The 25922-nt window shown below is 49.3% G+C and carries 27 protein-coding genes; 8 read left to right on the top strand and 19 right to left on the bottom strand.

Features of this window, described 5'->3' with window-relative positions:
• The 8 genes from OOT00_RS02130 to OOT00_RS02095 all read right to left on the bottom strand — a co-directional run.
• Positions 1-786: prephenate dehydrogenase/arogenate dehydrogenase family protein (locus OOT00_RS02130; protein WP_265423641.1), on the bottom strand; the 786-nt coding region annotated here is incomplete at its 3' end.
• Positions 783-1835: a chorismate synthase gene (gene aroC / locus OOT00_RS02125; protein ID WP_265423640.1), complete on the bottom strand. Its 1053-nt coding sequence runs from the start codon at positions 1833-1835 to the stop codon at positions 783-785. The genes aroC and OOT00_RS02130, both read right to left, overlap by 4 nt.
• A 422-nt stretch (positions 1836-2257) precedes the next feature.
• Positions 2258-2773, bottom strand: coding sequence for a shikimate kinase (locus tag OOT00_RS02120; protein WP_265423639.1), 516 nt, complete (start codon positions 2771-2773; stop codon positions 2258-2260).
• Entirely contained in the window at positions 2770-4047 is a 1278-nt protein-coding gene (aroA, locus tag OOT00_RS02115; protein WP_265423638.1) for a 3-phosphoshikimate 1-carboxyvinyltransferase, read from the bottom strand. The genes OOT00_RS02120 and aroA overlap by 4 nt, the downstream gene beginning before the upstream one ends.
• Positions 4048-4423: 376 nt before the next feature.
• On the bottom strand, positions 4424-5233 hold the full coding sequence (locus OOT00_RS02110; RefSeq protein ID WP_265423637.1) for a shikimate dehydrogenase: 810 nt from the start codon (positions 5231-5233) through the stop codon (positions 4424-4426).
• Positions 5234-5239: 6 nt separating this feature from the next.
• Positions 5240-6349, bottom strand: a complete 1110-nt coding sequence (gene pheA, locus OOT00_RS02105) for a prephenate dehydratase (protein WP_265423636.1) — start codon at positions 6347-6349, stop codon at positions 5240-5242.
• Between the two features lie 2 nt (positions 6350-6351).
• Positions 6352-7344, bottom strand: coding sequence for a 3-dehydroquinate synthase II (locus OOT00_RS02100; protein WP_265423635.1), 993 nt, complete (start codon positions 7342-7344; stop codon positions 6352-6354).
• Positions 7345-7404: 60 nt separating this feature from the next.
• On the bottom strand, positions 7405-8208 hold the full coding sequence (locus tag OOT00_RS02095) for a 2-amino-3,7-dideoxy-D-threo-hept-6-ulosonate synthase (RefSeq protein WP_265423634.1): 804 nt from the start codon (positions 8206-8208) through the stop codon (positions 7405-7407).
• A gap of 1106 nt (positions 8209-9314) precedes the next feature.
• On the opposite strand from OOT00_RS02095, the gene OOT00_RS02090 reads away from it, so the two are divergent.
• From OOT00_RS02090 to OOT00_RS02065, 6 genes are all read left to right on the top strand, one after another.
• Positions 9315-9584 (top strand): HU family DNA-binding protein, encoded by a 270-nt coding sequence (locus tag OOT00_RS02090; RefSeq protein WP_265423633.1) that lies wholly within the window; start codon positions 9315-9317, stop codon positions 9582-9584.
• A gap of 316 nt (positions 9585-9900) precedes the next feature.
• The gene (locus OOT00_RS02085) at positions 9901-10164 is read left to right on the top strand and encodes an HPr family phosphocarrier protein (RefSeq protein WP_265423632.1); all 264 of its coding nucleotides are present in this window, start codon (positions 9901-9903) and stop codon (positions 10162-10164) included.
• An 8-nt stretch (positions 10165-10172) separates the two neighbouring features.
• Entirely contained in the window at positions 10173-11936 is a 1764-nt protein-coding gene (gene ptsP / locus OOT00_RS02080) for a phosphoenolpyruvate--protein phosphotransferase (protein ID WP_265423631.1), read from the top strand.
• A gap of 147 nt (positions 11937-12083) precedes the next feature.
• The gene (gene smpB / locus OOT00_RS02075) at positions 12084-12542 is read left to right on the top strand and encodes an SsrA-binding protein SmpB (RefSeq protein ID WP_265423630.1); all 459 of its coding nucleotides are present in this window, start codon (positions 12084-12086) and stop codon (positions 12540-12542) included.
• 68 nt (positions 12543-12610) lie between these two features.
• Positions 12611-13123, top strand: coding sequence for a chemotaxis protein CheD (locus OOT00_RS02070; RefSeq protein WP_265423629.1), 513 nt, complete (start codon positions 12611-12613; stop codon positions 13121-13123).
• An 18-nt stretch (positions 13124-13141) separates the two neighbouring features.
• Positions 13142-14365, top strand: a complete 1224-nt coding sequence (locus tag OOT00_RS02065) for an HD-GYP domain-containing protein (protein ID WP_265423628.1) — start codon at positions 13142-13144, stop codon at positions 14363-14365.
• 4 nt (positions 14366-14369) lie between these two features.
• On the opposite strand, the gene OOT00_RS02060 is transcribed toward OOT00_RS02065, so the two are convergent.
• Complete coding sequence (locus tag OOT00_RS02060) at positions 14370-15440, bottom strand: ParM/StbA family protein (RefSeq protein ID WP_265423627.1); 1071 nt, start codon at positions 15438-15440, stop codon at positions 14370-14372.
• Between the two features lie 672 nt (positions 15441-16112).
• Positions 16113-16820, bottom strand: a complete 708-nt coding sequence (gene tsaA / locus OOT00_RS02055; protein WP_265423626.1) for a tRNA (N6-threonylcarbamoyladenosine(37)-N6)-methyltransferase TrmO — start codon at positions 16818-16820, stop codon at positions 16113-16115.
• A 297-nt stretch (positions 16821-17117) separates the two neighbouring features.
• Between tsaA and OOT00_RS02050 the strand changes: the two genes are divergently transcribed.
• Complete coding sequence (locus tag OOT00_RS02050) at positions 17118-17777, top strand: TIGR04211 family SH3 domain-containing protein (protein WP_265423625.1); 660 nt, start codon at positions 17118-17120, stop codon at positions 17775-17777.
• Here OOT00_RS02050 and OOT00_RS02045 read toward each other — a convergent pair whose 3' ends face one another.
• From OOT00_RS02045 to rplM, 7 genes are all read right to left on the bottom strand, one after another.
• Entirely contained in the window at positions 17778-18170 is a 393-nt protein-coding gene (locus OOT00_RS02045; RefSeq protein WP_265423624.1) for a hypothetical protein, read from the bottom strand.
• A gap of 98 nt (positions 18171-18268) precedes the next feature.
• On the bottom strand, positions 18269-19051 hold the full coding sequence (locus tag OOT00_RS02040) for a ParA family protein (protein WP_265423623.1): 783 nt from the start codon (positions 19049-19051) through the stop codon (positions 18269-18271).
• A 93-nt stretch (positions 19052-19144) separates the two neighbouring features.
• Positions 19145-19423, bottom strand: coding sequence for a hypothetical protein (locus tag OOT00_RS02035; RefSeq protein WP_265423622.1), 279 nt, complete (start codon positions 19421-19423; stop codon positions 19145-19147).
• 30 nt (positions 19424-19453) lie between these two features.
• Positions 19454-19963, bottom strand: coding sequence for a hypothetical protein (locus OOT00_RS02030; RefSeq protein ID WP_265423621.1), 510 nt, complete (start codon positions 19961-19963; stop codon positions 19454-19456).
• Positions 19964-20089: 126 nt separating this feature from the next.
• A complete protein-coding gene (locus OOT00_RS02025) occupies positions 20090-21118 on the bottom strand; it encodes a glyceraldehyde 3-phosphate dehydrogenase NAD-binding domain-containing protein (protein WP_265423645.1) in 1029 nt (342 codons plus the stop codon).
• A gap of 792 nt (positions 21119-21910) precedes the next feature.
• Positions 21911-22303 carry a 30S ribosomal protein S9 gene (rpsI, locus tag OOT00_RS02020; RefSeq protein ID WP_265423620.1) on the bottom strand — a complete coding sequence of 131 codons (393 nt, stop codon included), beginning with the start codon at positions 22301-22303 and terminating at the stop codon, positions 21911-21913.
• A 23-nt stretch (positions 22304-22326) separates the two neighbouring features.
• Positions 22327-22764 (bottom strand): 50S ribosomal protein L13, encoded by a 438-nt coding sequence (gene rplM / locus OOT00_RS02015; RefSeq protein ID WP_265423619.1) that lies wholly within the window; start codon positions 22762-22764, stop codon positions 22327-22329.
• Between the two features lie 206 nt (positions 22765-22970).
• Here rplM and OOT00_RS02010 point away from each other — a divergent pair, with 206 nt between their 5' ends.
• Complete coding sequence (locus OOT00_RS02010; RefSeq protein WP_265423618.1) at positions 22971-23570, top strand: class IV adenylate cyclase; 600 nt, start codon at positions 22971-22973, stop codon at positions 23568-23570.
• A 90-nt stretch (positions 23571-23660) separates the two neighbouring features.
• Here OOT00_RS02010 and OOT00_RS02005 read toward each other — a convergent pair whose 3' ends face one another.
• Positions 23661-24086: a bactofilin family protein gene (locus OOT00_RS02005; protein ID WP_265423617.1), complete on the bottom strand. Its 426-nt coding sequence runs from the start codon at positions 24084-24086 to the stop codon at positions 23661-23663.
• 259 nt (positions 24087-24345) lie between these two features.
• Complete coding sequence (locus OOT00_RS02000) at positions 24346-25890, bottom strand: M14/M99 family metallopeptidase (protein WP_265423616.1); 1545 nt, start codon at positions 25888-25890, stop codon at positions 24346-24348.
• Positions 25891-25922: the final 32 nt, after the last annotated feature.

The raw sequence follows: 25922 nt of genomic DNA, 5'->3' as shown, positions 1-25922 counted from the left end.
CCCGAGAAAACTTTTTATCCCTTCCAGCCATTGCCTTTTATCCGCAACTTTTCCATCCAGAAGAATTTGAGACGTATCTGCCAGCAGCTTTGCAAAAACACCGCTCACCTCTCTGGCATAGGGATTTCTTGCAATAAGATCCTCGTACAAACCCAGATCCAGCGCAAAAAGACGCCCGACAAAATCTACATTCAAACGAAAAATAGGTGTGGCTACCCTGCATGCGGTTTCCGGATCCATACTTTCCTGCTGCATATATGCCCCGGTGGCAATGGTAACAAGATGGGTGACACTCTGAACAAACGCCATGTGCCGGTCATGGGTGGCTGCATCCATAACAGAAACAACAGCTCCGGCATCTTCAAAAAGACGATGGAAGGGATCTGTCCACAAATGCCCTCTTCCCGGAGTCAGAATGACATTCTGCCCCTGCATGGATGCCGTATACTGCCCGAACATGGGATGAATGCCCAACACTTCAGCAGTAGAAAAAGCCACCATGGCCTGCACCACTTCTTCCTTTAATGAAGAAAAATCCACGAAAAGCTTTTCTTCCGACATCAGTGGCCCCAGCTTCCGGGCCAGAGATACAGCCACAGCCATGGGTGTGGACAAAATTACAATATCCGATTTAAAGACAAGCTCCTCATTGGAAATGGCTGTATCCAGATCCGAAACCTCCACAGAAAGCCCAAGGTCACGAAAAAAAGCCGAAAACCAGCGCCCCATGCCACCGTGACCGCCAATAACACCTATTTTTTTCCCCACAAAAATATCCGGTATCATTGGATGGCCCTCCAGCGGAGAAGATGGTCTGCCATGACAAGCTTTGCCATGGCTTCAGCCACGGGAAGAATACGGGGAATGGCTGACACATCATGTCTGCCCCGGGTAACAATGGTTGCTGGAGCGCCATGAATATCCACAGTCTGCTGAGGAATAGTGATGGAAGGTATAGGCTTTACTGCCAACCGCAGCACAACTCTGGCACCGCTGCTGATGCCGGCAAGGATACCACCGCTGTTATTGGAAAGAAAACCTTCAGGCGCTATGGCATCGTTGGATTCACTTCCCTTCAGGTCCGTCACGGCAAAACCGGCTCCAATTTCAACACCCTTAACAGCGCCAATTCCCATCATGGCCGAAGCAAGATCTCCATCCAGCTTGTCAAAAACCGGATCTCCCAGCCCTGCAGGAAGGCCATCTATCCATAACTCCACAAGGCCACCTATGGAATCACCGGTCTTTCTCACTTCTTCCACCCTGGCATCCATGGCAAGGGCAGCTTCCGAATCCGGACATCCGTAAGGGTTGGCAGACACGACTTCCATGTCAAGCTTATCTGCCTTCACTCCCCCGAGGGCAAGGGTAAAGGCCCGAACTTCTATACCATTATTAAAAAGAAGCTGCCCGGCCACCGCACCTGCCGCCACCCGGCCTATGGTTTCCCTGGCCGAGGCCCGTCCGCCCCCCCGCCAGTCACGTATTCCATAGCGAGCCTGATAGCTCAAATCCCCGTGACCCGGACGGAAAAGATCTTTGATGTCATCATAGGCACCGGACCTGGCATCTTTGTTCCAGACGAGAATAGATATGGGTGTACCTGTGGTCCTGCCCTCAAACACACCGGAAAGAATTTCACAGACATCTGCTTCCCTGCGGGTGGTACTGCTTTTTGCCTGCCCCGGCTTCCGCCTGTCCAACTGGCGCTGCACCACCGATGCATCCAGCTCAAGCCCCGGAGGGCATCCGTCTATCACGCAGCCAACGGCCGGACCATGGGATTCTCCCCAGGTGGTGACACGGAACATATGGCCCATGGTGCTTCCTGCCATCTACAACCTTCCTTTCAAACCACCCTATGTGGTGGCATATCATTTACTGCAAATACTGTTTCAGGGCCTGGTAATTATTCAGTACATTTTATCCAGAAAAATTGTTCTTTAATTTCAGAATCTTGGCTCCAACAAAAGACAATCGGGCTGTTTGTAAGTGACATTGCAATCGTTTCGGATCAGAGTTTTGAAGGCCTGTGCGAAAGAAGCGGCAAACTGTCTGAGCCGCCATAAAGGCAGCGTGCTTAATAAGCCTGCCATGGTAATAAAAAAGCTTATCCTGCCTATGGCGGGGAGTTTTTGCCGCTTCCGCACAGGCCAAGAAGCTCTAAGAATAAAATTGCGTCACGAACAAATGGCTCGGTTGTCTATGCACCTGATTGAAAATTTTCGATTTGTTAAAGGAAAATTGTGCTGAATAGTTACAGGCTCCGCACAATTTCCTCTGCCACCGCTTCCGGAGAAAGATCATCGGTTTTGATCACCCCGTGGGCGGCCTCAGCATACAGAGGTGCCCTTGCAGCCATAATCTCCTGCACTTCATCAAGGGCTGAGACCCCCTTTAGGGCAGGACGGACAACACCATTTTTATGATCCTTTGCCATACGTGCTGCAACGGTTTCCGGCATGGCATCCAGATGAAAAACCAGCCCCTGCGCCCTCATGGTGTGAATATTCTCCGGTCTGGTTACAATTCCTCCGCCCGTGGCCACAACAATAAAACCTTCTTCCAGCACCCTTTGAAGGGTAAGCATTTCCAGTTCCCGGAAGGCCTCCCAGCCATGACGCTGCACAAACTCTTCGATGGAGCATCTTGCATGCTCTTCCATATCCCGGTCCAGATCCACCCATGGCACATCCAGCATACGGGCCAGATGAAAAGCCACCGTACTTTTTCCCACACAGCGGTATCCCACAAGAAAAACAGGTTTCTTCATCCCATGACCTTTGCAAATACATCAAAAAAATTCGGAAAGGATTTTGCCACACATGCTGGATTCTCAATTACAACACCGGGTACACGCAATCCAGCCACGGAAAAACACATGGCCATACGATGATCATCATAGGTATGAATCCTTGCCCCATGCAGAGGGAAGCCTCCATCGATTTCCAGATCATCCCCCACAATGCGAACAGACCCTCCCATGCGGTTGAGTTCCGTGGCCACAGCCGAGAGGCGGTCACATTCCTTTTCACGAAGATGGGCCACATTGCGGATATAGCTGGTGCCTTTAGCAAAGGCGGCGACCACAGCCAGGGTCGGCACCATATCCGGCATATCTCCCATATCCACATCAACAGCCCTGAGATCTCCTCCCCTGACGCAAATACCATGGCTGTCGCTGGTCACGGTGCATCCCATTTTTTCAAAAACGCCCAGAAGACCCAGATCCCCCTGGGCAGAGTCCAAAAAAAGACCTTCCACACAAACCAAACCACCCGTAACTGCGGCGGCAGCAAAAAAATAACTGGCATTGGAAGCATCCGGTTCCACCTGATAATTTCCAGCCCTGTAGGTCTGTCCGCCGGGAACCCTGTAGAGGGTATCTCCTTCACGGAAAAATGAGATACCTGCTTTTTTTAAAATCTCCAGGGTCATCATTATATAAGGCCTTGAAACCGGCCCCCGGGTCACGGTGATATCCAGCCCCTGTTCCAGACAGGGAGCCATGAGCAGAAGCCCTGAAAGATACTGGCTGCTTAAGTGACAGGCAATGGAAAGTGCGCCTCCCCTGCGACTGCCTCCACCGATCACAACGGGCGGACATCCTGTTTCCGATACGCTGCGGGCGGGAATACCCACCTGCCCCAGAGCATCCAGCAGATCCCCCAGAGGTCTCTGCCTCATGCGGGCATTACCATCCAGGGTGCTGGCCTTTTCACCAAGACCGGCGACGGCCGAAAGAAGACGCATGGAAGTTCCTGAGTTGGCTAGAAAAACGACATCACTGGTTCCCTCCAGCCTCCCGCCCTTTCCCTCCACGACCATTCTGCCGTCTCCGTGATCTTTTACCGAGATGCCCAACTGACGAAGGGCCTCGGCCGTCAGAAGGGTATCCTCACTGCGCAGGCAGCCCGATACCTCCGAAGGGCCATCGGCAAGGGCTGCGGCAATAAGCAGCCGGTGGGTATAACTTTTGGATCCCGGAATCCGGACAGTGATGTTTTCCGGACGATGGGGGCGCACCTCAAACAGGGCCTCGGACATGGTATTCCCTTTCATTTATTAATATTCAGCATATTCTTTTCAGGAAATCCATATTTTAACTTCAGCAGCCTGGTTCCTGTATAAGACAGCCGGACTATTTGTGAGTGACGTTGCAACCGTTTCGGATCAGAGTTTTGAAGGCCTGTGCGAAAGAAGCGGCAAACTGTTTGAGCTGCCACAAAGGCAGCATGCTTAAGCCTGCCATGGTAATCAAAAAGCCTATTCTGCCTGTGGCGGGGAGTTTTTGCCGCTCCCGCACAGGGCAAGAAGCTCTAAGAATAAGATTGCGTCACGAACAAATGGCCTGGCTGTCTATGCAGCTAATTGAAGACTTTTGAATTACCAAAGAAAATATACGCTACAATTACTTTAATCTTCATAAAACAGCCTCAACGGCTTTCCGCATGCAATCAACGGGAGCTTCCCTGCCCGTCCATAACTCAAACTGCAAAACCCCCTGACGGATGAACATTTCAAGGCCATCCACCACCCGACATCCAAGGGACTCCGCAGCCCTGATCAGCTTTGTCTTTCTGGGATTGTAAACGATATCCATAACCACCATCCCCCCATGGAGTACGGCAGCCGGAACAGGCATGATATCCACATCCGGATGCATGCCAAGGGAGGTTGTATTCACCAGAATATCCATACCTGTCCCCGTAAAATCCGAAAGAAGACAGAAATCAGCCCCCAGATCACGGGCCAGCGCCTCCCCCTTTTCCCGGCTACGGTTCACAATGAGGGGAAAAGCCCCAGCCTCACGAATACCGAAGGCCACAGCCCTGCCAGCCCCTCCTGCACCCAGAATGGCAACCCTTTTTCCATGAAGGGGACCTGCCTCCAGAAGGGCATCCCTGGCTCCGCACCAGTCCGTATTCAACCCGATAATTCTGCCATCATCCTTCAGGCAAAGGGTGTTCACCGCTCCCATTTTCTCTGCCATGGGATCCAGCTCATCCACCAGTGACAAGAGAGCTTCCTTATGGGGCAGGGTCACACTCATGCCCCGGATACCAAGCGTTCTCATGGCAACGGGAACTCCTGCGGGATCCTTTACATCAAAGGCAAGGTAAACGGCGTTAAGTCCCAGAAAACCAAAGGCGGCATTGTGCATCACAGGGCTTAGACTATGGGCCACAGGATGACCCATCACTCCGAAAAGAGCAGTCTCGGCATCCATCATTCCCCCTTAAAAACTGCACCGGGCATAGGAGCCCACGGTTTTCAGGAAAAGGCAGTTCGGCCGCATTCTGTCAATGGCCTCCCGGATGAGTTCATCCTCCCGATGGCCTTCAAGGTCGGCAATGAAAAAATAATTCCAGTTTTCCTGACGGGTGGGTCTTGACTCCAGCTTCACAAGGTTGATGTTCAGATCCGCCATGGGCTTCAGACCACTGAACAAGGCACCGGGTACGTGGGCCGTAACAAACATGATGGTTGTCTTGTCCGATCCCGTGGGCCGTGTCTCGTCCCTCCCGATGACCAGAAAACGGGTGGTATTGCGACCACTGTCCTCTATATGGGATGCCAGTACCTGAAGGTTGTATATGGCCGCAGCCTGGGAACCCGCCACCGCAGCGGCACCCGGCTCCATGGCTGCCTTTCTTGCCGCCGCCGCCGTGCTGGCCATCTCCACAAGACGGGCATGGGGCAGGTTCTGGGCCAGCCAGCGCCTGCTCTGGGCCAGAGCCTGGGGATGGGAATACACAACGGAAACCGTGGAAAGATCCGTTTCACGGGATAAAAGATCATGGGAAATGGCAAAGCAGGTTTCCGCACAGATACTCAAGGGAGAGAGGAACAAAAGATCCAGCGTGTGGTTCACAGCCCCTTCCAGTGAGTTTTCCACGGGCACCACACCATAGTCACAACTTCCCTTTTCCACCTCCTCGAAAACATCGGCAATGGTGGTTCTGGGAACAAACTGGCCTGCATAATCGAACTGCTGCAGCGCAGCAATATGTGTGTTGGTGGCCTCCGGACCAAGATAGGCGATGGTCCGGGAACGCTGCACCTCACGGGTAGCAGCCATAACAATGCCATATAAATGATGGATCAGGGTATCGGAAACAGGTCTTCCCGCGCTACGGGCCACAAGGCGGTCAAAAATACTCTTTTCCCGGGACCGGTCCAGCACCTGAAGCCCGGCCTTTTCCTTAACAGCTCCGATCTCCCGCCCAAGTTCCAGCCTTTCATTGAGAAGATCAAGGATGGTATCATCTATGCTGTCTATGCGGATACGCAGGCGATCCAGTGCCTGTCGCACCCCTTCCATATCTTCCGTCATGTTTTCACCCATCCCTACTGTTCCGTAATGGTTTCTTCCACCGCATGGCCAAAATGCCTGCCACCCTCTTCCAGACAGACCAGCACACGGTCTCCGGGATTGATGGACACAACGGACAGCGGCCTGCCTCCCGGTGCCGTCAGGCGGATGGTTTCCGCATTCTGCACAATGGTATGGATACCTCTTCCAGCAACCTCAGCACGGATCAGAAGGAGGGGTCTTTTTTCTATCTTCACCCGACCCACCACAGCGGGACTGGTGTTTCCGTTACTGTCCACAAGCATCACTGAATCACCGGCCTTAAGCTCGGCAAGGTAGCGGGTACGCCCCCCGTCCACACGGGTATAGGCATGCACGGCTCCGGCATTCACCCGGAAAGGCCGGGGCGCCACATAGGGATTGGATTCTGTCTCTGCATGCACAAGGAAAAGGGCCGAAGAACTGTCGCCCACCAGCATACCCTGGCCGGGCAGCATGGATGTACAGGTATCCACACAGACCCGGTCTCCCATGCCAAGGGACCGGACTTCCGTCACCACAGCCTCCTCCAGAACTTCACTGCCATGGACCTCCTGCAAACCGGAAAGGGCCGACTGCAGGGCCAGAGGGTCCTGAATATCCAGCATCACCCGCCGGACGCCCACCTCAAGAATACCAAAGGCCGTGCGTGCTTCCTCAAAACTCCGCACCACGGGCATAACATCCGCTTTTTTGGCAATAAGATTTTCAAGGGGAATAATGGTCCAGTCCGTACACTCCAGCACCACAAGACGACTGACAGACAGAGCCGCCACAGCCTCTTCCTGACTTCCGTCAGAAATTTTAAAAATTTCAGCCGTTTCTCCCGGAATATAATCTCCATCCGATGCAAGCACAGGAATCCTTGCCAGCTCAGCCACTTCCTGCCCCCTGCCATCTTCCACCCAGAGCCCGTGCGCTCCTCCCTCAAGGGCTGTCAGTACCAGCTCCTTATTCCATGGGGAAATTTTTACCCATATCTCCTGCATTCTTATCCACCTCTCATACTAAAGATCAATGCAAAACCATCTGAGCGAAACAGCCCCTACTCAAGCACTCTCACTCTGCAAAATCAGCATGGCTTCTTCCACAGACACCCCATCATGGACAATGGCGGCAAAAGCGCGTACCAGCCCTCTGGGATTTTGGTGCTGGAATACATTCCGTCCCATGGAAACACCGGCTCCTCCCGCATCCGTTGCCCCCTTGACCATCTCAAGAATATCCCGGTCCGAATCCATTTTAGGACCTCCTGCAATGACAACGGGCCTGAAGCAGCCCTCCACCACCTCCTGAAAAGTCTCAGCAGAGCCCGTATAGGACACTTTTACAATATCCGCACCCATTTCAGCCCCTACCCTGGCGGCATGCTTGATGGCTTCCTTATCGTACTCATCCCGAATCTTTTCGCCCCGGGGATACATCATGGCAAGAAGCGGCATCCCCCAGCTTCTTGCCTCATAACTGATGCGGCCAAAATCATTAAGCATCTGTTTTTCATCACCGTTACCCAAATTCACATGCACACTCACCGCATCAGCCCCAAGTCGGATGGCTTCTTCCACCGAACAGACTATGGTTTTGGCATTGGGCTTGGGAGAGAGACTCGTGGATGCAGAAAGATGAATAATAAGACCGATATCCGGGCCACTACCCCGGAGGCCATCCTCAACCAGTCCTTTGTGCTCAACAATGGCGTTGGCACCGCCTTCAGCCACCTTCTGTATGGTTGCTCTCAAGTTACGGATGCCATCAATGGGCCCGACAGAAACTCCATGATCCAGAGGAACAATAATGGTCTTTCCCGTTGCCCTGTTGATAATTCGTTCCATGCGAATCTGTTTGCCGATCATGCTGCGTTCTCCTTGCAATATTTTTCAATGCAAAAGGGCCGTAGGAAGTTCTCCCACGGCCCTTACATTATCTGTCTTTTCTATCCATACCGTGGGAGAGTCCTTTTGCCGACCCGCCTTTGGTACGTGTGCTGGTTTACCTTGCCATTCGAGGCGCACGTGCAGGCAGGTCGATACTAAAATAGTACCACCAATAATAGCAATAAAAGCTGCCCGCAAAAGTATTCGCCACGATACAATCCTTCCAAGGTCTTCTTATTGTGCCAACATAAACACTTATGTATGTCACTACCCGCAAAATGACCAAGGGTCAAGTTATTTTTGCATACGCACGAAAAAACACATCTCCATATAGGCTTACATGGACCGATACGGTAAAAGGTTCTCTTCCTTTCAGCACCATTATCTACATTAAGTACCCGGTAAAAATAAAAGGTTTCTAATCTTTCAGGCTCAGCCCCCCCTCCTGTACGCCCTGCCCTGTTTTTCATCCGGACAGCACCGTTCCTCGTCCATTCCCCTGCAACGTCCCCCCTATTCATTGTACAAAATAAAACGAAAAACATAATTTTATTCGGGCTACAAAAAAATCAAGGTTGCACAGGAATAAAGTTGCTGCTATACCATACACACGCACAAAACGTTGTTCACGCATCTTTTTCATAGAAATTCAGACAGATGCCCAGCCAGCACACAGCCGACACGCTACCTTTTCTGTTTTGATCATCATAACATTTTAATTTTCAAACGGAATTGAATAAAAATTCTCCCTTGACAGGCTTTGGACAAGCACGTAATTTAGCTCCGCATGTAGCTTTCTTTCCAAGAAGACGTGCTCTCCGGACAATCCGGTTACCGCAAGCTTATTTTCATGCCCGTTTTACCCAGTGACTGATCAAAAAACGACGTTATTTTACCAGGCTCACTCAATGGCAGGAATCTTAATTCTTAAAAATTTTTTTTGTTTTAAGAAATAAAATTCAGTAAGGATGCGCAGAGATCGCTCTTCACTGCCATGGGAATAAAACAGTTTTTGTTCAACCACTACCTACGTTTTATCCTGTCATCGTAAAAGCTATCAAGATTAACTTTCAAGGAGGTTCTGCATGAACAAGGGTGATTTGGTCGCAGAAGTTGCAAAGGTTGTAAGCTCTAAAAAAGATGCACAGGCTGCTGTTGACGCAGTCTTTTCCACCATCACCAAAGCGCTGGCTGACAACGAGCCCGTAACCCTCGTAGGCTTTGGTACCTTTAAGGCCATGGAGCGTCAGGCAAGAAAAGGGCGCAACCCCCAAACAGGTGAAGAAATCGAGATCGCTGCCAGAAAAATCCCTAAGTTTATTCCGGGGAAAGCCCTCAAAGATGCCATGAAGTAATTGTTCCCTGCAATACCCTTTCCCTGATCGAACCAGCACAAACTCTTTCAGGAAAAGTCATTCTGGGCCACCCTTCTTCGGCGGAACCGGGCACAAGCTGGGGATGCAAGGGACCATTGAGGTTCCCCTGCATCCCCTTTTTCACATATTGCTGCAAAGCAAAACACACCCCGCCTCTTCTCCTTCATAATAGAACAGCAGCAAATTGACCGTTGCAATCCCGACAAAAGCGTATACAATTCATACGTTTTATCCGTACGGGTTTCCACAGGGACCATCCCGTTGACACTTCCACTTTCTGGCTTCGCATACAACCGTGTATCAAAAACAACTGACCATACGTAATCCTTTAGGCCTCCATGCCAGACCTGCTGCGGCCATCGCCCGCATTGCCCAGTCAGCTAAAGCTGGCCTCTGGCTTTCCCGTGAAGCTGAAAAAGTGGATGCTTCAAGCATCATTGACATACTCACCCTTGCCTGTGAACAGGGTGCTCGCATTACCCTTCATGCGGAAGACCCTGAAGATCTTCCCATCCTCGACCATATTGCCGAGCTCGTCGAAAACGGATTTGGAGAATAAGCAAAGTTATGCCTACAGCAGAAAAAACAGAAACCGTATGCAAAGGCATCAGTGGAGCACCGGGAATCTGCATTGGTAAAGCCTATATGGTCGGACGGGAGGGTGTGGACGTCATCCCGCAATATTCCATTAATGACAGACAGCAGGCCCATGAACTGAACCGATTTAAAACAGCCGTGCAAAAGGCAAAAAAAGAACTCCTTGAAATCATTGGCTCCACACCTGAAGCACTGAAAGAGCATATTCAGATTCTTGAAACACATCTTGTTCTTTTTAAAGATAAAATGTTGTATGGCAGAACCCTTGAAACCATTGAAACAGAAAAGGTCAATGCGGAATGGGCTCTTAAAAATGTCGTCGCTGAAGTCCGTATCATGTTTCAGGACATTGAAGACCCCTATCTCCAGGGAAGGTCCGCTGATATCGTCCATGTTTCAGACCGGATCATGCGCAACCTCATGGGGGCCAAGGAAGAAAGCATCAGCAGCATCAGTAAACGAGTTATTCTTGTTGCCAGTGACCTTTCTCCGGCCCAGACCAGCCAGATCCAACTGGAATGGGTCATGGGGTTTGTGACAGATCACGGCGGAACCGCCTCCCATACCAGCATCATTGCCAGGACCCTCGGAATTCCCTGCGTTCTGGGGCTCAGCAATGCAACAACCATATTGCACAATGACGACATTATTATTGTTGATGGTATTGCCGGCAAAGTAATCGTACATCCAGAAGACAGCACCCTCTTATTATACGAAGAAAAAAAGCGCCGCTTTGAGGAGCACAGAGCATCCATATCCCGTAGCAGTCACCTCCCTGCTGTCACAACAGATGCTATGGATGTAAACGTGCTGGGCAATATCGAACTCGCCGAAGAAGTGGTATCCGTAAGGGATCATGGAGGCGACGGGATCGGGCTTCTGAGAACAGAATTTCTGTATCTCAGCCGCAGCAACTTCCCCAGCGAAGCAGAGCTTTTTGAACAGTACAGAGAAGTTCTGGAATTGATGGCTCCCGCTCCCGTAACCTTCAGAACCCTTGATATCAATGGTGATAAAGCCATAGCCTATACCCTTTCCCCTGAAGAAGCAAATCCAGCCCTGGGCTTACGGGCCATACGGTTCTGTCTGAGAAAAAAAGAAGTTTTCAAAACCCAGCTCCGTGCCATTCTACGCGCAGCAGCTTATGGCAATGCTCAGATCATGTTTCCCATGATTTCCTGTCTTGAAGAAGTACTTGAGGCCCGCCAGCTCCTCAGAGACTGCGCCGAAGAACTGGCTCTGGAGAAGCAACGGCACAATCCCGACATGCCAGTCGGCATCATGATAGAGGTTCCATCTGCTGTCGTCATGGCGGATGTGCTAGCCCGAGAGGTCGATTTTTTCAGCATCGGAACCAACGATCTTGTTCAATACCTTCTGGCCATAGACAGGGGCAATCCTCAGGTGGCTCACCTTTACAACTCTCTGAACCCGGCAGTGCTGAGGATGATCAAACGGGTAGTGGACGAAGCGGAAAAAGCCGGAATATCCGTTGCCATGTGCGGAGAAATGGCTGGTGACCCTTTTCATCTTCCCGTACTTCTGGGACTGGGTATCCGCGAGCTGAGCATGAACCCTCAGTCCATACCTGCTATCAAAAACATGATACGTCACATGGAAAGCCATGACTGCAGGACTTTCACAGAGGGATTGCTTCAAAAAAGTCATACTTATCAGGTAATGGAAGCCATAAGCGAAAAATACGGAAAATTCATGCAAACAGACTTCAGTTAATTCATATTAATCCATCCCACAAAACGGGAATTCCAGGCAGCACAACTTCCGTTCCGGCATCCTGACGGCCCATTAAACCGGGCCATTATTCTGGAAAAATCTTCAGGAGGTATAACGGCTGTTATAAGGAGGCAGGAAGTGACCGGTATGAAAATCATCACTGAAAACCGCAAAGCGCGGCACGACTACAGCTTTGAAGACGTGCTAGAAACCGGTATTGTTCTTACAGGCACAGAGGTCAAGTCCCTGCGTAACGGTCAGGTCAATCTCAAGGATGCCTATGCTCAGATAAAAAACAATGAAGTTTTTCTCATGCAGATGCATATCAGCCCTTATACCCATGCTTATTACAATAACCATGAGCCTCTGCGTACCCGCAAGCTGCTGCTGCACAAATCCGAGATTGCCAAACTGATTGGCAAAACAAAGGAAAAAGGATATTCTCTGATTCCCGTGAAGCTCTATTTTAAACAAGGGAAAGTAAAGGTTGCCCTTGCCCTTGCCCGTGGAAAAAAACTCTACGACAAGCGTAATGCCATCAAGGAGAGAGAAGCCAAGGTGACCATGGCCCGTCTGAACCGACAAAAACACGGCAGTGATGACTGAACTCCTTTTTTTTAAACTCTCGTGGGGACAGGGACAACGTTCGGCTTCCCAGGCTTAAAGGCAATTCTATGGTTCATAATCCGGAAATGCTGCCCGGCTATCTGCTGCAACCAGGATTTCTTTTCATACCGGATGAGGGTACCGTTATTTCAACCGTTCTGGGATCCTGCGTTGCCGTTGCCCTCTTTGACCGCAAAAACCAAAAAGGGGGAATGAATCATTTCCTTTATCCGCAAGCTCCTGACCCCAGCAGGGCTACCACCCTCTATGGCAATGTGAGCACCGCTGCCCTTATCCATTGTTTCATCAAAAGTCACAGCCAGAAAGTGGATCTGGAAGCGATGATCTTCGGCGGCGCCTCACCACCATCCATACCAGAGGCACAGGCCATAGCAAAAAACAATATTTCCACAGCCCTGGCCCTTCTGCAAAAAGCAGAAATCCCCATCAGTGTTAATGACACCGGAGGGACAAAGGGACGAAAAATCATTTTTGACACACTCTCTGGTGAATCCGTCGTCTACCGGGTAGAACGTCTCCGATCCGGAGACTGGTATCCATATAAAGGAATGAGGGAATAAAAAAAGGAGGCCACATTCATGCACGAACAGGAACAAAGGGACCGGTTGCTGCAGATCGGATGTGATCTCGGTGGGATTCAAGATCTTGATATTCTGATGGAAAGAATCCTAACGGAAGCACGTTCCTTTGTCCATGCTGATGCTGGATCCATCTACATACGGGAAAACAACACCCTCCATTTCGCCTACGCTCAAAACGATACCCTGCAGAAAAAACTTCTGAAAAATGAAAAACTCCTTTACACAAATTGCGCATTGCCCATTGATGACCGAAGCATAGCCGGATACGTAGCCCTTCATAACAAGGCATTATCCATTGAGGATGTTTATCAGATATCAGAATCTGCACCCTACCGGTTTTCACGTTCGTTTGATGTCCGAGCCCAGTACCGCAGCCGTTCCATGTATACTCTCCCCCTCAAAGATATCAATCAAAGGGTCATTGGAGTCCTTCAGGTTCTCAACGCCATTACACCGGACCGGTCTGTGCGCATTTTTACGGAAAAAGATGCTAAAATTCTTCAACATTTCGCATCGATTGCTTCCCTTGCCCTGGAACGTGCCAGCCTTACCCGCTCCATTCTGCTGCGCATGATACAAATGGCAGAAATGCGGGATCCTAAAGAAACAGGGGCCCACGTCAACCGTGTGGGTAGCTATTCTGTGGCGCTGTACGAGGCATGGGCCGCCCGTAAAGGGCTGGACACTGCAACCATTGAACGCCAGAGGGACCGTCTTCGCATGGCTGCCATGCTGCACGATGTCGGCAAAGTAGCCATACCCGACAATATTCTTAAAAAGCCGGGCCGTTTCACGGAAGAAGAGTTCCAGACTATGAAGGAGCACACTCTCCATGGTGCCCGCCTTTTCCTCAACCCCCATTCCGACTTTGATCAGGCTGCAGCAGATGTGGCCATGACCCACCATGAGAGATGGGATGGCAAGGGTTATCCCGGCCACGTAGATCCGGCAACAGGCCTTCCCCTTCCCGGAAAAAGCGACGCATCGGGCAGACCCTTCCCACGCAGAGGAGAAGAGATACCTCTTTTTGGAAGAATTGTTGCCCTAGCTGATGTTTACGATGCCCTTTCCCATCAGCGTGTCTACAAAGAGGCCTGGGACGAGGAACGGATTCTGGAAGTCATTCGCGATGGGGCTGGCACACAGTTTGATCCCGAGCTGGTGGATATTTTTTTTGAAATTCTGGATCGCTTTCACCAGATATCCCAGCGCTTTCCCTAAGTCTTCAAGAGTTATCTTCTTTCTCTGGCTTTACCGGACTCTGTGGAGGCATGGGAACAGTTGTTTTCCTCCATCGACTCTTCCCATAACGCAGATAGCCTTCTACATTATAAAAACGCGGATCCATGGATTTTACTCCTGCCGTTATTACTGGCAAATCAAGCCGTGGTGCCAGAACAGAAGATAGAGCCGCACTCCCACCACCCGTCAGAATTACACCATGAAGATCCCATTCGTCGGCCCACAGACGAGCTATTTCACCGCTCAGTTCTTCCGCTGCCCTTGCAAATACCCTGTCTCGGAGATTTGCAATGTGATATTCTTTCCCTCGGATCTGAATCCACCCTTTTTCAACGGCTTCATAAAGCCTATAGAGTTCAATCTGAACACCAGACTCTCTTTTCAATTTCTCTGCAATGGCCATAAAACTTCTGGACATTCCCATGTCCACCGTTGAGCTGCTGCGTTCCACATAACTCATACGATCAAAAACAAGGAAATCCGTTGTCTTAAATCCGATATCAACCACGCCGATTTTTTTCTCCGGCAGGTCTCTGTTTGCCAATCGACCGTTATCATCCATAAGCAGACCAAAAACAGTACCAAGGGGTTGAGGCATAATCTGTACTGCATTGATAGCCACCTCACGTTTCTGCCTGCTACCATCGGGCCAGTGGTAAATCAGTTGGTGCTTGCCCGACATAGCCTTGATCATCTTCTCGTAATCCTGTTTCAAAAACACAACGGGAAGCCCGGTGACTACATTCAGTGTAATCCCATCTTCCGCATACAGTCCGGCGGCTGCCAAAGAAAACACGGGAAGAAAATCTTCCAGAAGCCTTTCCTGCTCCAGCGTAAACTGGCGTACGGATGACTGGGCAATGGCAAAATCTCCAATGAAATATCCTTTCCCATCCAGAGTTACATGAAGATTACCTACAGGATCCCTGCTCCCGAGACCCGTTGCAAACTGGATATCCGTTGTTTCACCCAACACAGATTTAAAACAGAATGATTTGCGGCCATTGGTGGCTTTTGTAAAACCAAATCCCACATCAATACCGATGATTTCCATGGGTACATCCTCCTTCGGGCCATTATAAAAAGCAGGACCGCCTCTCGGGGCGCTTTCTCTTCTCCGGTCAAAAGACTTTTATAGAGGCTACCCGAAGATCTCTATTCCAACAACTCGATACACGTTATACTGTGTGGCATTGAGCAAAACACAGCTATATATACGTGCCGTTGGCTGAAAAAAATAGCTCTCGGACTAGCTCTTTACTGTACTTTTATGAAAAGCAAAATCCAGACCACAAACAATCAAATAATCATAGCACCCTAATTTAAGCATATACGGACCAGATAAAATAATTTTCCAGTGGCAGTCTCAACGCTAAAGGAATAAAAGGATCAATCTGAGCAATCCCCTGCCTTTCTACCCGTGGTGGGCTTGCAAAAGCACGCTATATACCCGCATGATACGACCATAAATGCTTCCGCAATGCCAGAATACGAGATATGGCGTGCTTGCCCACAGCGTTTGAACTGTTTCAGACACCATCGACCATAGACTTCAGAGATAAAAAGAAACGAACCCAATAATCAAATGAAAAGCAAGCCGACTGTTTGAAAACCATTTCCCTGTCAACACACCGGCAATGCGCCAAAATACAAACAGCTAATGGATGCAACAAAATTTTCCTTACCGTCTATCAAGGATCAAAAAGGCAGAAACACCCACGTTTTTTTATTCCACAGGGATTAAATCCGTAACCTCCACACCCCTTTCACCAAATAGCCAGCGAACTTCATAACCCGCAACCCTCGTACCGAACGGACCTTTCCTTTTCGAATAAGCTGGCCTCGGATCCATGCACAATATTTCACGAATGAGAGGGCGTAAATCTCTTCTTCCAGCCTGTAGTTCCATCTCACATACAGAAACAGCACTTTTACTGAAATATACATCCCAAAACACTTCCGGAGCCCCTGTGGCAAAGCCTCCTGATGCATTTTCCACCACATCACCGTAAGGGATATAGGGCTTAATATCCACAACAGGTGTTTTATCCATAAAATCACCACCGGAAACATGAAGAGTAACCATCCCCTTATCCACATCAACCCTTTCCAGGACAACGACAGACAACCCTACAGGATTGGGTCGGAATGGGCTTCGGGTAGCGTATACACCCATGCGCCGATTCCCCCCAAGGCGCGGTGGCCTGACCGTTGCCTGCCAGGGTAAACCGACATGAGCATGAAAAAGAAAAATCACCCAGATATGAGAAAATGCTTCAAGCCCCCGTACGGCTTCAGGCGAGGCATATTCAGGGTGCATGTGGATAGTTGCAAAAGCAGAAGGTGCAAGCCCCGCCTGTCTAGGGATCCCGAATTTTTCCTGAAAACAGGAACGGATTTCTGCAATGGGTGAGAAAGAATACTTATCGGCCACAACGCCCCTCCCTGGGAACCATAATTTCTTTGACCAGTTTTAGACTTGATCCAGATTTACTTTTTCTGGATTTCCGGCTATAAAACCGCATCAGAATATGTATACTGAACATGCATACTCTCCGAGTGCCGTCACGTTGAAAGCCATCAGGATTGCATCTTGAAAGGGCTCATCAATACCCTTTAACCTGTACCTAAAACGGCTTCTATGATTCCGGCACAGCCATTATGGAAGCCCGAAGGCGCAGAGCTTTCATTCAGGCCCGGTATGCAACCATTCCCTGTTAAGGATTCATTCATGCGAGATTCTCATTTTTTCTGGATATTTTTTTTTCTCATTCTGACATTACCTTTTTCAAGTATGGCTGGCACAGCCTATGTGACTGATTCCCTGCAGATCAGTGTACGGAGAGGGCCGACCACAGAGCATAGAATTCTGCGATTTATCCACTCAGGTCACCCTGTAAAAATTCTGGAAGAAAATGACGGATGGTCCCGCATTGTTACCATCGAGAGGGGAGACACGGCACCGGTCACAGGATGGGTTCTGGCCCGTTACCTTACCCGGAACCTTCCCTTAGAGGTACAGAACCACCAACTGGCAGAAGATAATGAAAGGCTCAGGCAGCAGTTCGATCAAACAGACAAAGCCTGGAAAGAAAGCGAAGAAAAAATAAAAATTCTGTCTGACAAGCTCTCTGTAACCCGCAGCGAACTGGAACAGACCCGTCAGGATCTCGACCGGCTAACAGAAGAATCTTCCGGGTATCTCACACTCAGGCAAAAATCCAGCAATCTTGAAAAAGAAAGAGATGCACTACTTGAAGAAAATATACTGCTCCGCGCTCAAAGCAGGAACCACACCCTTCTCATCGGCGGAGTTCTCGTTTTTAGCGGAATGCTCACCGGTTTTCTATGGGGCCGCAGGCAGAAACGCTATTCTGGCCGCCTGCTCTGATCATCTCTCCAGATGAAGGTAATTCCGAACCGCAGCAATTCTTTTTTTCAGGTGCTCCGGATTCCGAATATTGGCAAGGGTCATGAGCTCAGCAGCTGCATCCATGGGTCTTTCATCCTGCCTTTCAAGGGAAAGGCGAAACCACAGGGGCAAGACCATGTCCACATGGTGGATGATAGCTTTGGCATGACCCCGAAAGCCATCAATTCTTGCAAGGTCCGTGCGGTTAAGAGTATCTTTTTCTGCGCTCATCTCAGCAGCTTTTAAATCTACACGAAGATGTTTTTTTATTTTTCGGTACCGGAAAACAGGAGAAACAATAAACCGTGTAAGAATATAACCAAAACTGCCCAAAAAAAAACCGACAACCACTCCCCATACGACACCCTCCATGCGACCATCCTCCCCGCCTTAGCCTTCCGTGCCTGATCAAATATTTACAGGCCGCCTTACATATCAAAAAAACTACTGGCCAACAAAAGACCAGCGTTTTACATCGACGATCCACGCCCCTCATCAAGACAGCTGTACAATGCTTCAAACTCAAGGGCAAGCTTGTGCCGAGGATCAAAAAATGCCATGGGCTCACCCGCAAAATGCGACTCCCGGATCCGCACGGAATAGGATATATACGCCGGTAAAACCGGATATCCTGCCTCTTCAACCCGCGCAACGGCTTTGGCGGGAAAACTAGCCCTTGCCTGAAAATGATTAATAACAACTCCCTCAAGGCGAAGAGATGCATTATGGTCAGATCGTATCTCCTCAATTCCCTGTGACAAAGTTTGCAAAGCATACTGGCTGAAGGCATCACAGTCAAAGGGCACAATGCATGTGTCTGCCGCTATCAATGCTGATCGACTAAAAAAATTCAATGCCGGTGGCGTGTCCACATAAATCTCATCATATCCTTGTAGTTGTCGTAAAGCCTCTTTCAACTTGAACATCTTGTAGCGGCTTTCCAGTTTAGGCCCCAACTCTTCAAGTTCAGGACTGGCAGCAGCCATAAAAAGCCCCTTAAATGGTGTAGCCTGAATAATGGAAGCAAAGGATTTCGACTGAAAAAAGCTGACGTACAAATGATCTTTAAAAAAATCTGTCACACCTTCCTGGGGCACACGGCCCTTGCCGGAAAGATACTGAGAAGCATTGCACTGGCTGTCCAGATCCACCACAAGAACCTGCTTACCCCTGCTTGCAGCCACAGCAGCAAGATTACAGGCAATGGTTGATTTCCCTACGCCGCCTTTCTGGTTGAACACGACACGAATCATCCAGCCTCCTTATATCAGAAGGTCAATTCCGTAAAACCATGTGATTCATGGGCCTACACCGCCTGAGCACCACTGTCAAGTAAAGTGTCTGCATCAGAGAGTGCGCTCCTTTCGCATCCACTGCCTGTCTCTTTTCCCGAAAGACGCATCCTGCTTTTTTTTCCAGGCATCGTCCCTGTTGAAAAAAAAACGATCCTGCCGACGCCACTGCGCCTCAGGATCCTGATCGGCCTCTTGCCACCGCCTGTCTTCTCTATGAAATTGCCTGTCGGCCAGACGCCATACAGGGATTTCTTCAGCGGCTGCAAGGTCAGAGCAGACAAAGCTTCCAGCCACAATGCAGAGGAGCATCACAAGCCAGCGACATTCCATGGACTTTTCTCCTTACGGCACATTGACTTCTCAAAACTGATTCAAAAGCCTTGCATGCTTTTCCTCCATACGATTGTGCCTTCGGGATTCGTGCCACTGAACCATTTCCCTTCCAGTATAAACCACTCTCAGGTAGCCATCATCCCCGCTGATCATACGAATTTGAGTTCTCTCCGTCTGCCACTGCAATGAGTTCTCATGATCTGTTTTATTATCCGGATTCCCATACTTGCTTTCCAGAATATCCCTTACCTCTTTTTGTAAAGAAAAGGAGGGTTCGGGAAATACATACCGGGCTTCAAAAAGCCTGTTTGCCGAGAAAGAATATCCTAAAAAAACTCTCTGTCCAAGAAGCCACAGCCGATAGGAAAGACCAGAACCGGACACCGGCTCCGGAACAGATTCTTCGGCAGCCATTACAGCAAGACGCCCCATTCCCCAGTTTACCTGACGGAAATCGGGAGGTCCATCTCCATAAGATAGCGCAGACAGAATAAACAGACACACAAACCAGGCAAGGACCATGTATATTCGCTGCATAGTCAAGGCTCCCTTCGCAAGCATCAGGGCATCCTGAAACGGTATTTACTCCAAGCCTGCTCCCTGTTCTGCAAAGGCCCGGCAATCATCAAAGCAGGTTCAATACCTATATCGGCAGCATCTCTCTCAGACTGAACTACCCTCAGCAATTCTACCCAAAACCTCAGCAGTATCAAGCATGCGGTTGGCATACCCCCACTCGTTGTCAAACCAGGCCAACACCGTCACCATACGATTCCCCACCACACGGGTCTGGGTTCCATCCACAATAACCGAACGTGCGTCTCCGTTGAAATCACATGATACAAGCAGTTCTTCCGTGTAACCCATGACCGAGGGCCTTGGCAACGCAGCTTCTTTGATAATATCATTGACACCGCGTATGTTCACAGACTTTTCAACCCGAGCCGTGAGCTGCATCATGGAAACATTCATGGTAGGGACCCGAAGACTCACAGCCTGAAAACACCCCTGCAGATGAGGGAATATGCGGTCAATCCCCCTCGCCAGCCCCGTTTCAACAGGCACAATGGAAAAACCGGCACACCTTGTACGACGAAGGTCACTATGATGATAGGCATCAATAACCGGCTGATCATTCATCACGGAGTGGGTGGTCGTAATAACGCCTCCGGATATCCCCACAGCCTTATCCAGTGCGTCGATCACGTGACAAATACAGTTTGTGGTGCAAGAGGCATTGGATACAATAGTATCGGTTTTTGAGAGGTTTGCGTCATTTAAGCCAAACACTACCGTGGCATCCACATCTGCCTCTGCTGGATTTGAAAAAAGAACTTTTTTAGCTCCCATGGCCTTGTGCTTCTCTGCATCCTGCCGCCGGACCCAAACACCGGAACACTCAAGCAGCACATCAACCCCGAGATCTGCCCACGGAAGGCCATCAAGCTCCGGGCTATGGGTAACCGAAATTGAATCCTCCCCCACATAAAGCTCATCGTTATGGAAGGCTACCTTTTTTCGGAACGGTCCATGGGTTGAATCGTAGCGGGTGAGGTGGGCCATGGCAGCCATATCCGCAGGGTCATTAATTGCGACTATGCGCATGGCATTCCTATGGTGTGACTCATAAAGTGCACGCAACACACACCGACCGATTCTGCCATACCCATTAATTCCAAGCCTGATGGTCATGGTTTTCAACACCGTTTTTAATGGTTTCCAGTCAAACAGGGAGGTCCATCTCCCATTTACTGCGATGCACAAGACCCTCTCCTGCCACGACGCCCAGGCAGAACACTACGCAAGCTTCTGCCTCTTTTCCGGGCCAGCTTCTCTGGGGTAGTTCCCGCCGGAGGGGACCCAACAAGCATTGTCCCGATCATTGCCCTACTCCAGAAAACGGGTCATCCCTCACTGCCAAAAACTATCGGACTATCTCTCTTGCTCAACCATTGTTCGTTTATATCAGGGTATGCCCGGCAGCCCCTCCCGCTTAACCTCGGAGCTCTGTTCAGGCGGAAGGCCTGAATGAGGGCTGTCAGCAAACCAAGGATCTGCCGTCTCTCTTTTCTCTGATTTAGTCAGAAGTGCTGAATCAATGTGATAATCAGACCCCAAAAATCACACAATAAAACCCTTCCATTCAACCCCGAATATTATATGCAGCAGGGCAAGTCTCAACATACTCTTTTAAAGTAAAAAACATCCAGACCATAAACTGTACTGACAGGCCGAAAAAAGCTTACGGGTAGATACGCCTATGATCGATAGCAGTCTGCAGGATCAGGCCAGCACCATTGCTTAAACCAGTCCGCCCTCACCTTCAAAGCCTTGCATTTTCAACGGAAGAGTTCTTTCAGCATGAATGAGGTTGACACCCTTTCAGGAGAACAGAATTCCTGCTTTGCTGGAGAAAGAACTAAAAAGGCAGGCCACGTGGCCTGCCTTTTTGCACAAAAACAACAACTCAAAAGAAAAAACCAGTTAGCGTTTGGAGAACTGGAAGCGCGCACGTGCAGCCCGCTGACCATATTTTTTCCGCTCTTTAACGCGGGCATCCCTTGTAATAAAGCCTGCTTTTTTCAGCACAGCTCTCAATTCCGGCTCTGCTTCCAGTAACGCCTTGGTTATCCCATGACGTACCGCTCCTGCCTGACCCGAAATTCCCCCGCCCTTTACGGTTACCATAACATCGTAACGATCAGATCGTTCCGTGAGAGATAAGGGCTGGCCAAGAACCAGACGATGGGTATCAATTTTAAAATAGTTCTCAACATCCATGCCATTTACCGTAATTTTACCGGATCCAGGCCGAATCCACGTACGTGCCATGGATGTTTTTCGTTTTCCAGTTGCGTAAATGCTGTTTTGTTCCATATGAATACTCCGGATATCTCGGGTTACTGCAGTTTAAGTTCTTCCGGCTGCTGCGCCACATGGGGATGCGTCGGACCGGCATATACATGCAATTTCTTACGGAGATCACGCCCCAGGCTGTTTTTGGGCAGCATACCACGAACAGCAAACCGCAGAAGATCCTCAGGACGTTTTTCCCGAAGTTTTTCCGCGGTAATGGATTTCAGATTACCTGTATATCCACTGTGACGGTAATAGGTTTTCTGGGCCCATTTACGGCCGGTTAACCGCACCTTCTCTGCATTCACAACCACAATGGAATCACCGGTATCTGCATGGGGTGTATAAAGAGGATTGTGCTTGCCCCTGATACGGGATGCAATCAGGGAAGCCAGACGCCCGAGGATCATATCCTCAGCATCAATAACCCACCATTTTCCCTGGTTGTCTGCTTTTTTTGCGCTGTAAGTATATTTTTTCACCGCTGTCACTCCCGATTAAAATAACTTTATTTTTTATAGACTCTTCAAGGCCATGTCAATGAGAAAAAAACACGCTTCTCGCTCTTCGGAAACGGGGCTATCCAAAGCTTGACGAAAGGCCTGTGCCCGGTTAAACAGGCACATAAAAAAAGCAGGTCACCGGCCCGCCTTCTTCTGCTTCATAAACCCGATTTCAGGAGACCACCATGAACCATAATGACCTCGAAATCGAAGTAAAATTTCATATATCAAACCCTGCAGGGTTTCGCAACCTGATTCTTGCACAGAATGGCATATCGATGGGGAAAATATTTGAAAAAAACACCCTGTTCGACACTCCCGACCTCCGACTGAGGAAGCAAGGCATCCTTCTCCGACTGCGTCAGGCTGAAAACTGTATCATGACCGTTAAAAGCCATCCCGGCAACCATCACGACCCCGACTTCAAAATTCTTCAAGAAACAGAAACTGTCGTTGGCAGCTTCACAGACGCGAGGCAAGCGTTCCGTACACTGGGTTACACCCATGAAACAATATATGAAAAATACAGGGAGTCATTTCATCTCAAAGGGGTTGAAGTCTGCCTTGATCAAATGCCTTTTGGTTTTTTTGCTGAACTTGAAGGTACCAAAAACAATATCCGAACAATAGCCGGACTTCTCGGACTGGACTGGTGCATGCGACAGACACTGAGCTACCGGGCACTTTTCGAACGCCTTGCACAGCATCATGGGTATTCATTCTCAGACATCACTTTCACGGCTTTTCAGAACATGCCTGCAGATATTTCAGCAATCCTGTCTTAACCTGCACCATTTTTTCAAAAACAGGGCTGCCCGGTATCCGGATCGTTCCAGTACATCAAAAAACAATCTGGCATCCATAAGACTGGAACATCACAAAACCTGCCGAATTTTATCTGTCTTTTCTCCTTTTTCAGCCTCTGATTTCTTAGGCTCCCCCCCTTTTTCTGCAACGCCCTTATTCCGCGCATCCTTTTCCCGTGTACAGGTCACTTCAGCATTGACAATGCCACCGCTCTCTACCACAAGATCCTTGCAACTTACCGTACCTGCGCATCGCCCTGTAGACAGAATGACCACACGCTCCTGGGCTTGAATATTGCCTTCAAAAACACCACCTATGGTCAGCTCCTCCACAGTAGCATCACAATAGACCCTTCCTTCCTCAGCAATCACAACAGTAGCACCTGAAATGGTTCCCCGGACCGTACCTTTGATCACCAGCCGTCCTTTTGCATTCAGGACTCCCTCCACGCGCAAGTCACTGTCGATAATGGACAGATTTTTTACCTTTCCCACCTGTTCTCTCCTTTTATGGCCAAAAATAGAAGCAGTCGGCAAGTTCGGAGAAGAATCGGCCTTTCCCCTCTCTTCCTGCTGGTCTGCGGATAACTCCTTTGAAAAAAATCGATTCCACCACAGTCTCATGGAGCCCTCCTTCTTCTTCAACACAGCAGATACAACGCTTGCTCTTTATCCGGCAAAACAGACTTTGAATTCATTTCATACTACGATTCGGATAGAATCACATTTCTCTGTTATGCAATCCGAAATCCGCCTAAGGGACAAGACGAACCCGAAACCCACCAATTCTCTTTCCATAAAGAGACGTTTCCACCGGGTAAACCAGCCCTTCACGCCCTTCGGAATACCGGACCCATAAATCTTTTGCTGTATCAATGGGGTAGCCCCTGTCTTCACCAGTATTGACATCAACATCCGGAACAAACCCTTTAAAATTTACTATGAGGTCAACAGGATCTATCTTCCCAGATGTCACACTCACAATTTCCATGATCGCGCCATAAGGCACATCAAGAGTTGCGCCGTCCTCAAGCCAGACAATTCTCTCATTAATACGCACCTCATAACGCAACGCTTCATCCTCAGGATCCCTCACTACGGAGTCCGGTATCCTGACCTTTTCTCTGATATCGATCCCAACAGACCCACAGGGTTGGTGATCCTTAAACACACGTATTCTGGTTGACTCATTCAGGACTACGGGCTGTCCCATATAATTTCTGCCATCAAATCCATCAATACGTACTGAAAAACCTCTCGAATAATTGGACACAATGTGTGAAACTGTAATAATGGATCCTCTAGAAAGCTGCAGAATCTGATTTTTCTCCACAGCTACCGGAGTCTGACCTTCAACGGCAATAACAAGGAAACCAAGCGCGGGCGGTTCGGTCCGTACGGGGGGAGTTTCCGGTATAATACCAAGAAAATCCATAAACGCATTAATGGCAAGGATGTGATGCTTAATCTTTAGTTCCATTGGGAGGGACTTGCTGGCTTCCACACCGAAGGCTGGAATATTGCGGTGGGTAAGGGCATAAAATGTTGCTGAGCGGCGCTGTTCCCAATGGGGTGAATCATCTTCCAGCGTTCGGTGATTATTAAAATGAAAATGATGATCCGGATTTTCTATATTCCGATTCATACGTTCCACAACTTCAGTAGCAATGGTTTCAAGCATCAGAACATCCCCGTTTTCTTTCCGGTACCGGGATGCATCTGCGATGATTGACTGCCCGTAACGGAGGGGATTTCTGTCTTCTGAGAGCCATGTCGGGGAGAAGAAGCCCGATCCGTCATGCAGATTTAAAAGCAGGTCACTTTCCGCCATAAGGGCCTGAAGGACTTCAGTAACGCTTCTTTCATAGGTTTCATTGAAGCTGCTTTCCCCAAAACTCCGGTTCATATCGACATGAATCTGACGACGACTCTCCATAATGGAAGGAAGGTTCGCCCGGGGTATCAGGATCAGATTACCTTGACGGAGTCTGATATCAGCATAATGATCTGCTGCCAGAAACCCTCCTGGTTCATCGCCCTGTATACCACCAATAATCATGAGGGTTTTCCCAGCCTTTTCACCACATACGCGATATACATTCAGAACAAATTCTTCGTCTTCAAACCAGGTTTCAATGCCGCAGCGTGCATAAGCAGAAAATTCTAACGATAAAAACATAATGACCGTTACGGCTAAAAAGGCAAGCTTTCCGAAGACTTCCTTCCTCAATCCCCACGCACTCACCATGGAAACCTGCCCCCCATCCGTTTTAAAGTTTCCATTACTCCGGGCAGACATAGGCAGCCATCCTTCCACAGCGAATAATACAG

The sequence above is a fragment of the Desulfobotulus pelophilus genome (assembly GCF_026155325.1).
In the GTDB taxonomy this organism is placed as follows: domain Bacteria; phylum Desulfobacterota; class Desulfobacteria; order Desulfobacterales; family ASO4-4; genus Desulfobotulus; species Desulfobotulus pelophilus.
Note: the sequence above shows the minus strand (reverse complement) of the source record. Positions and strands in the feature narration are given on the sequence as shown.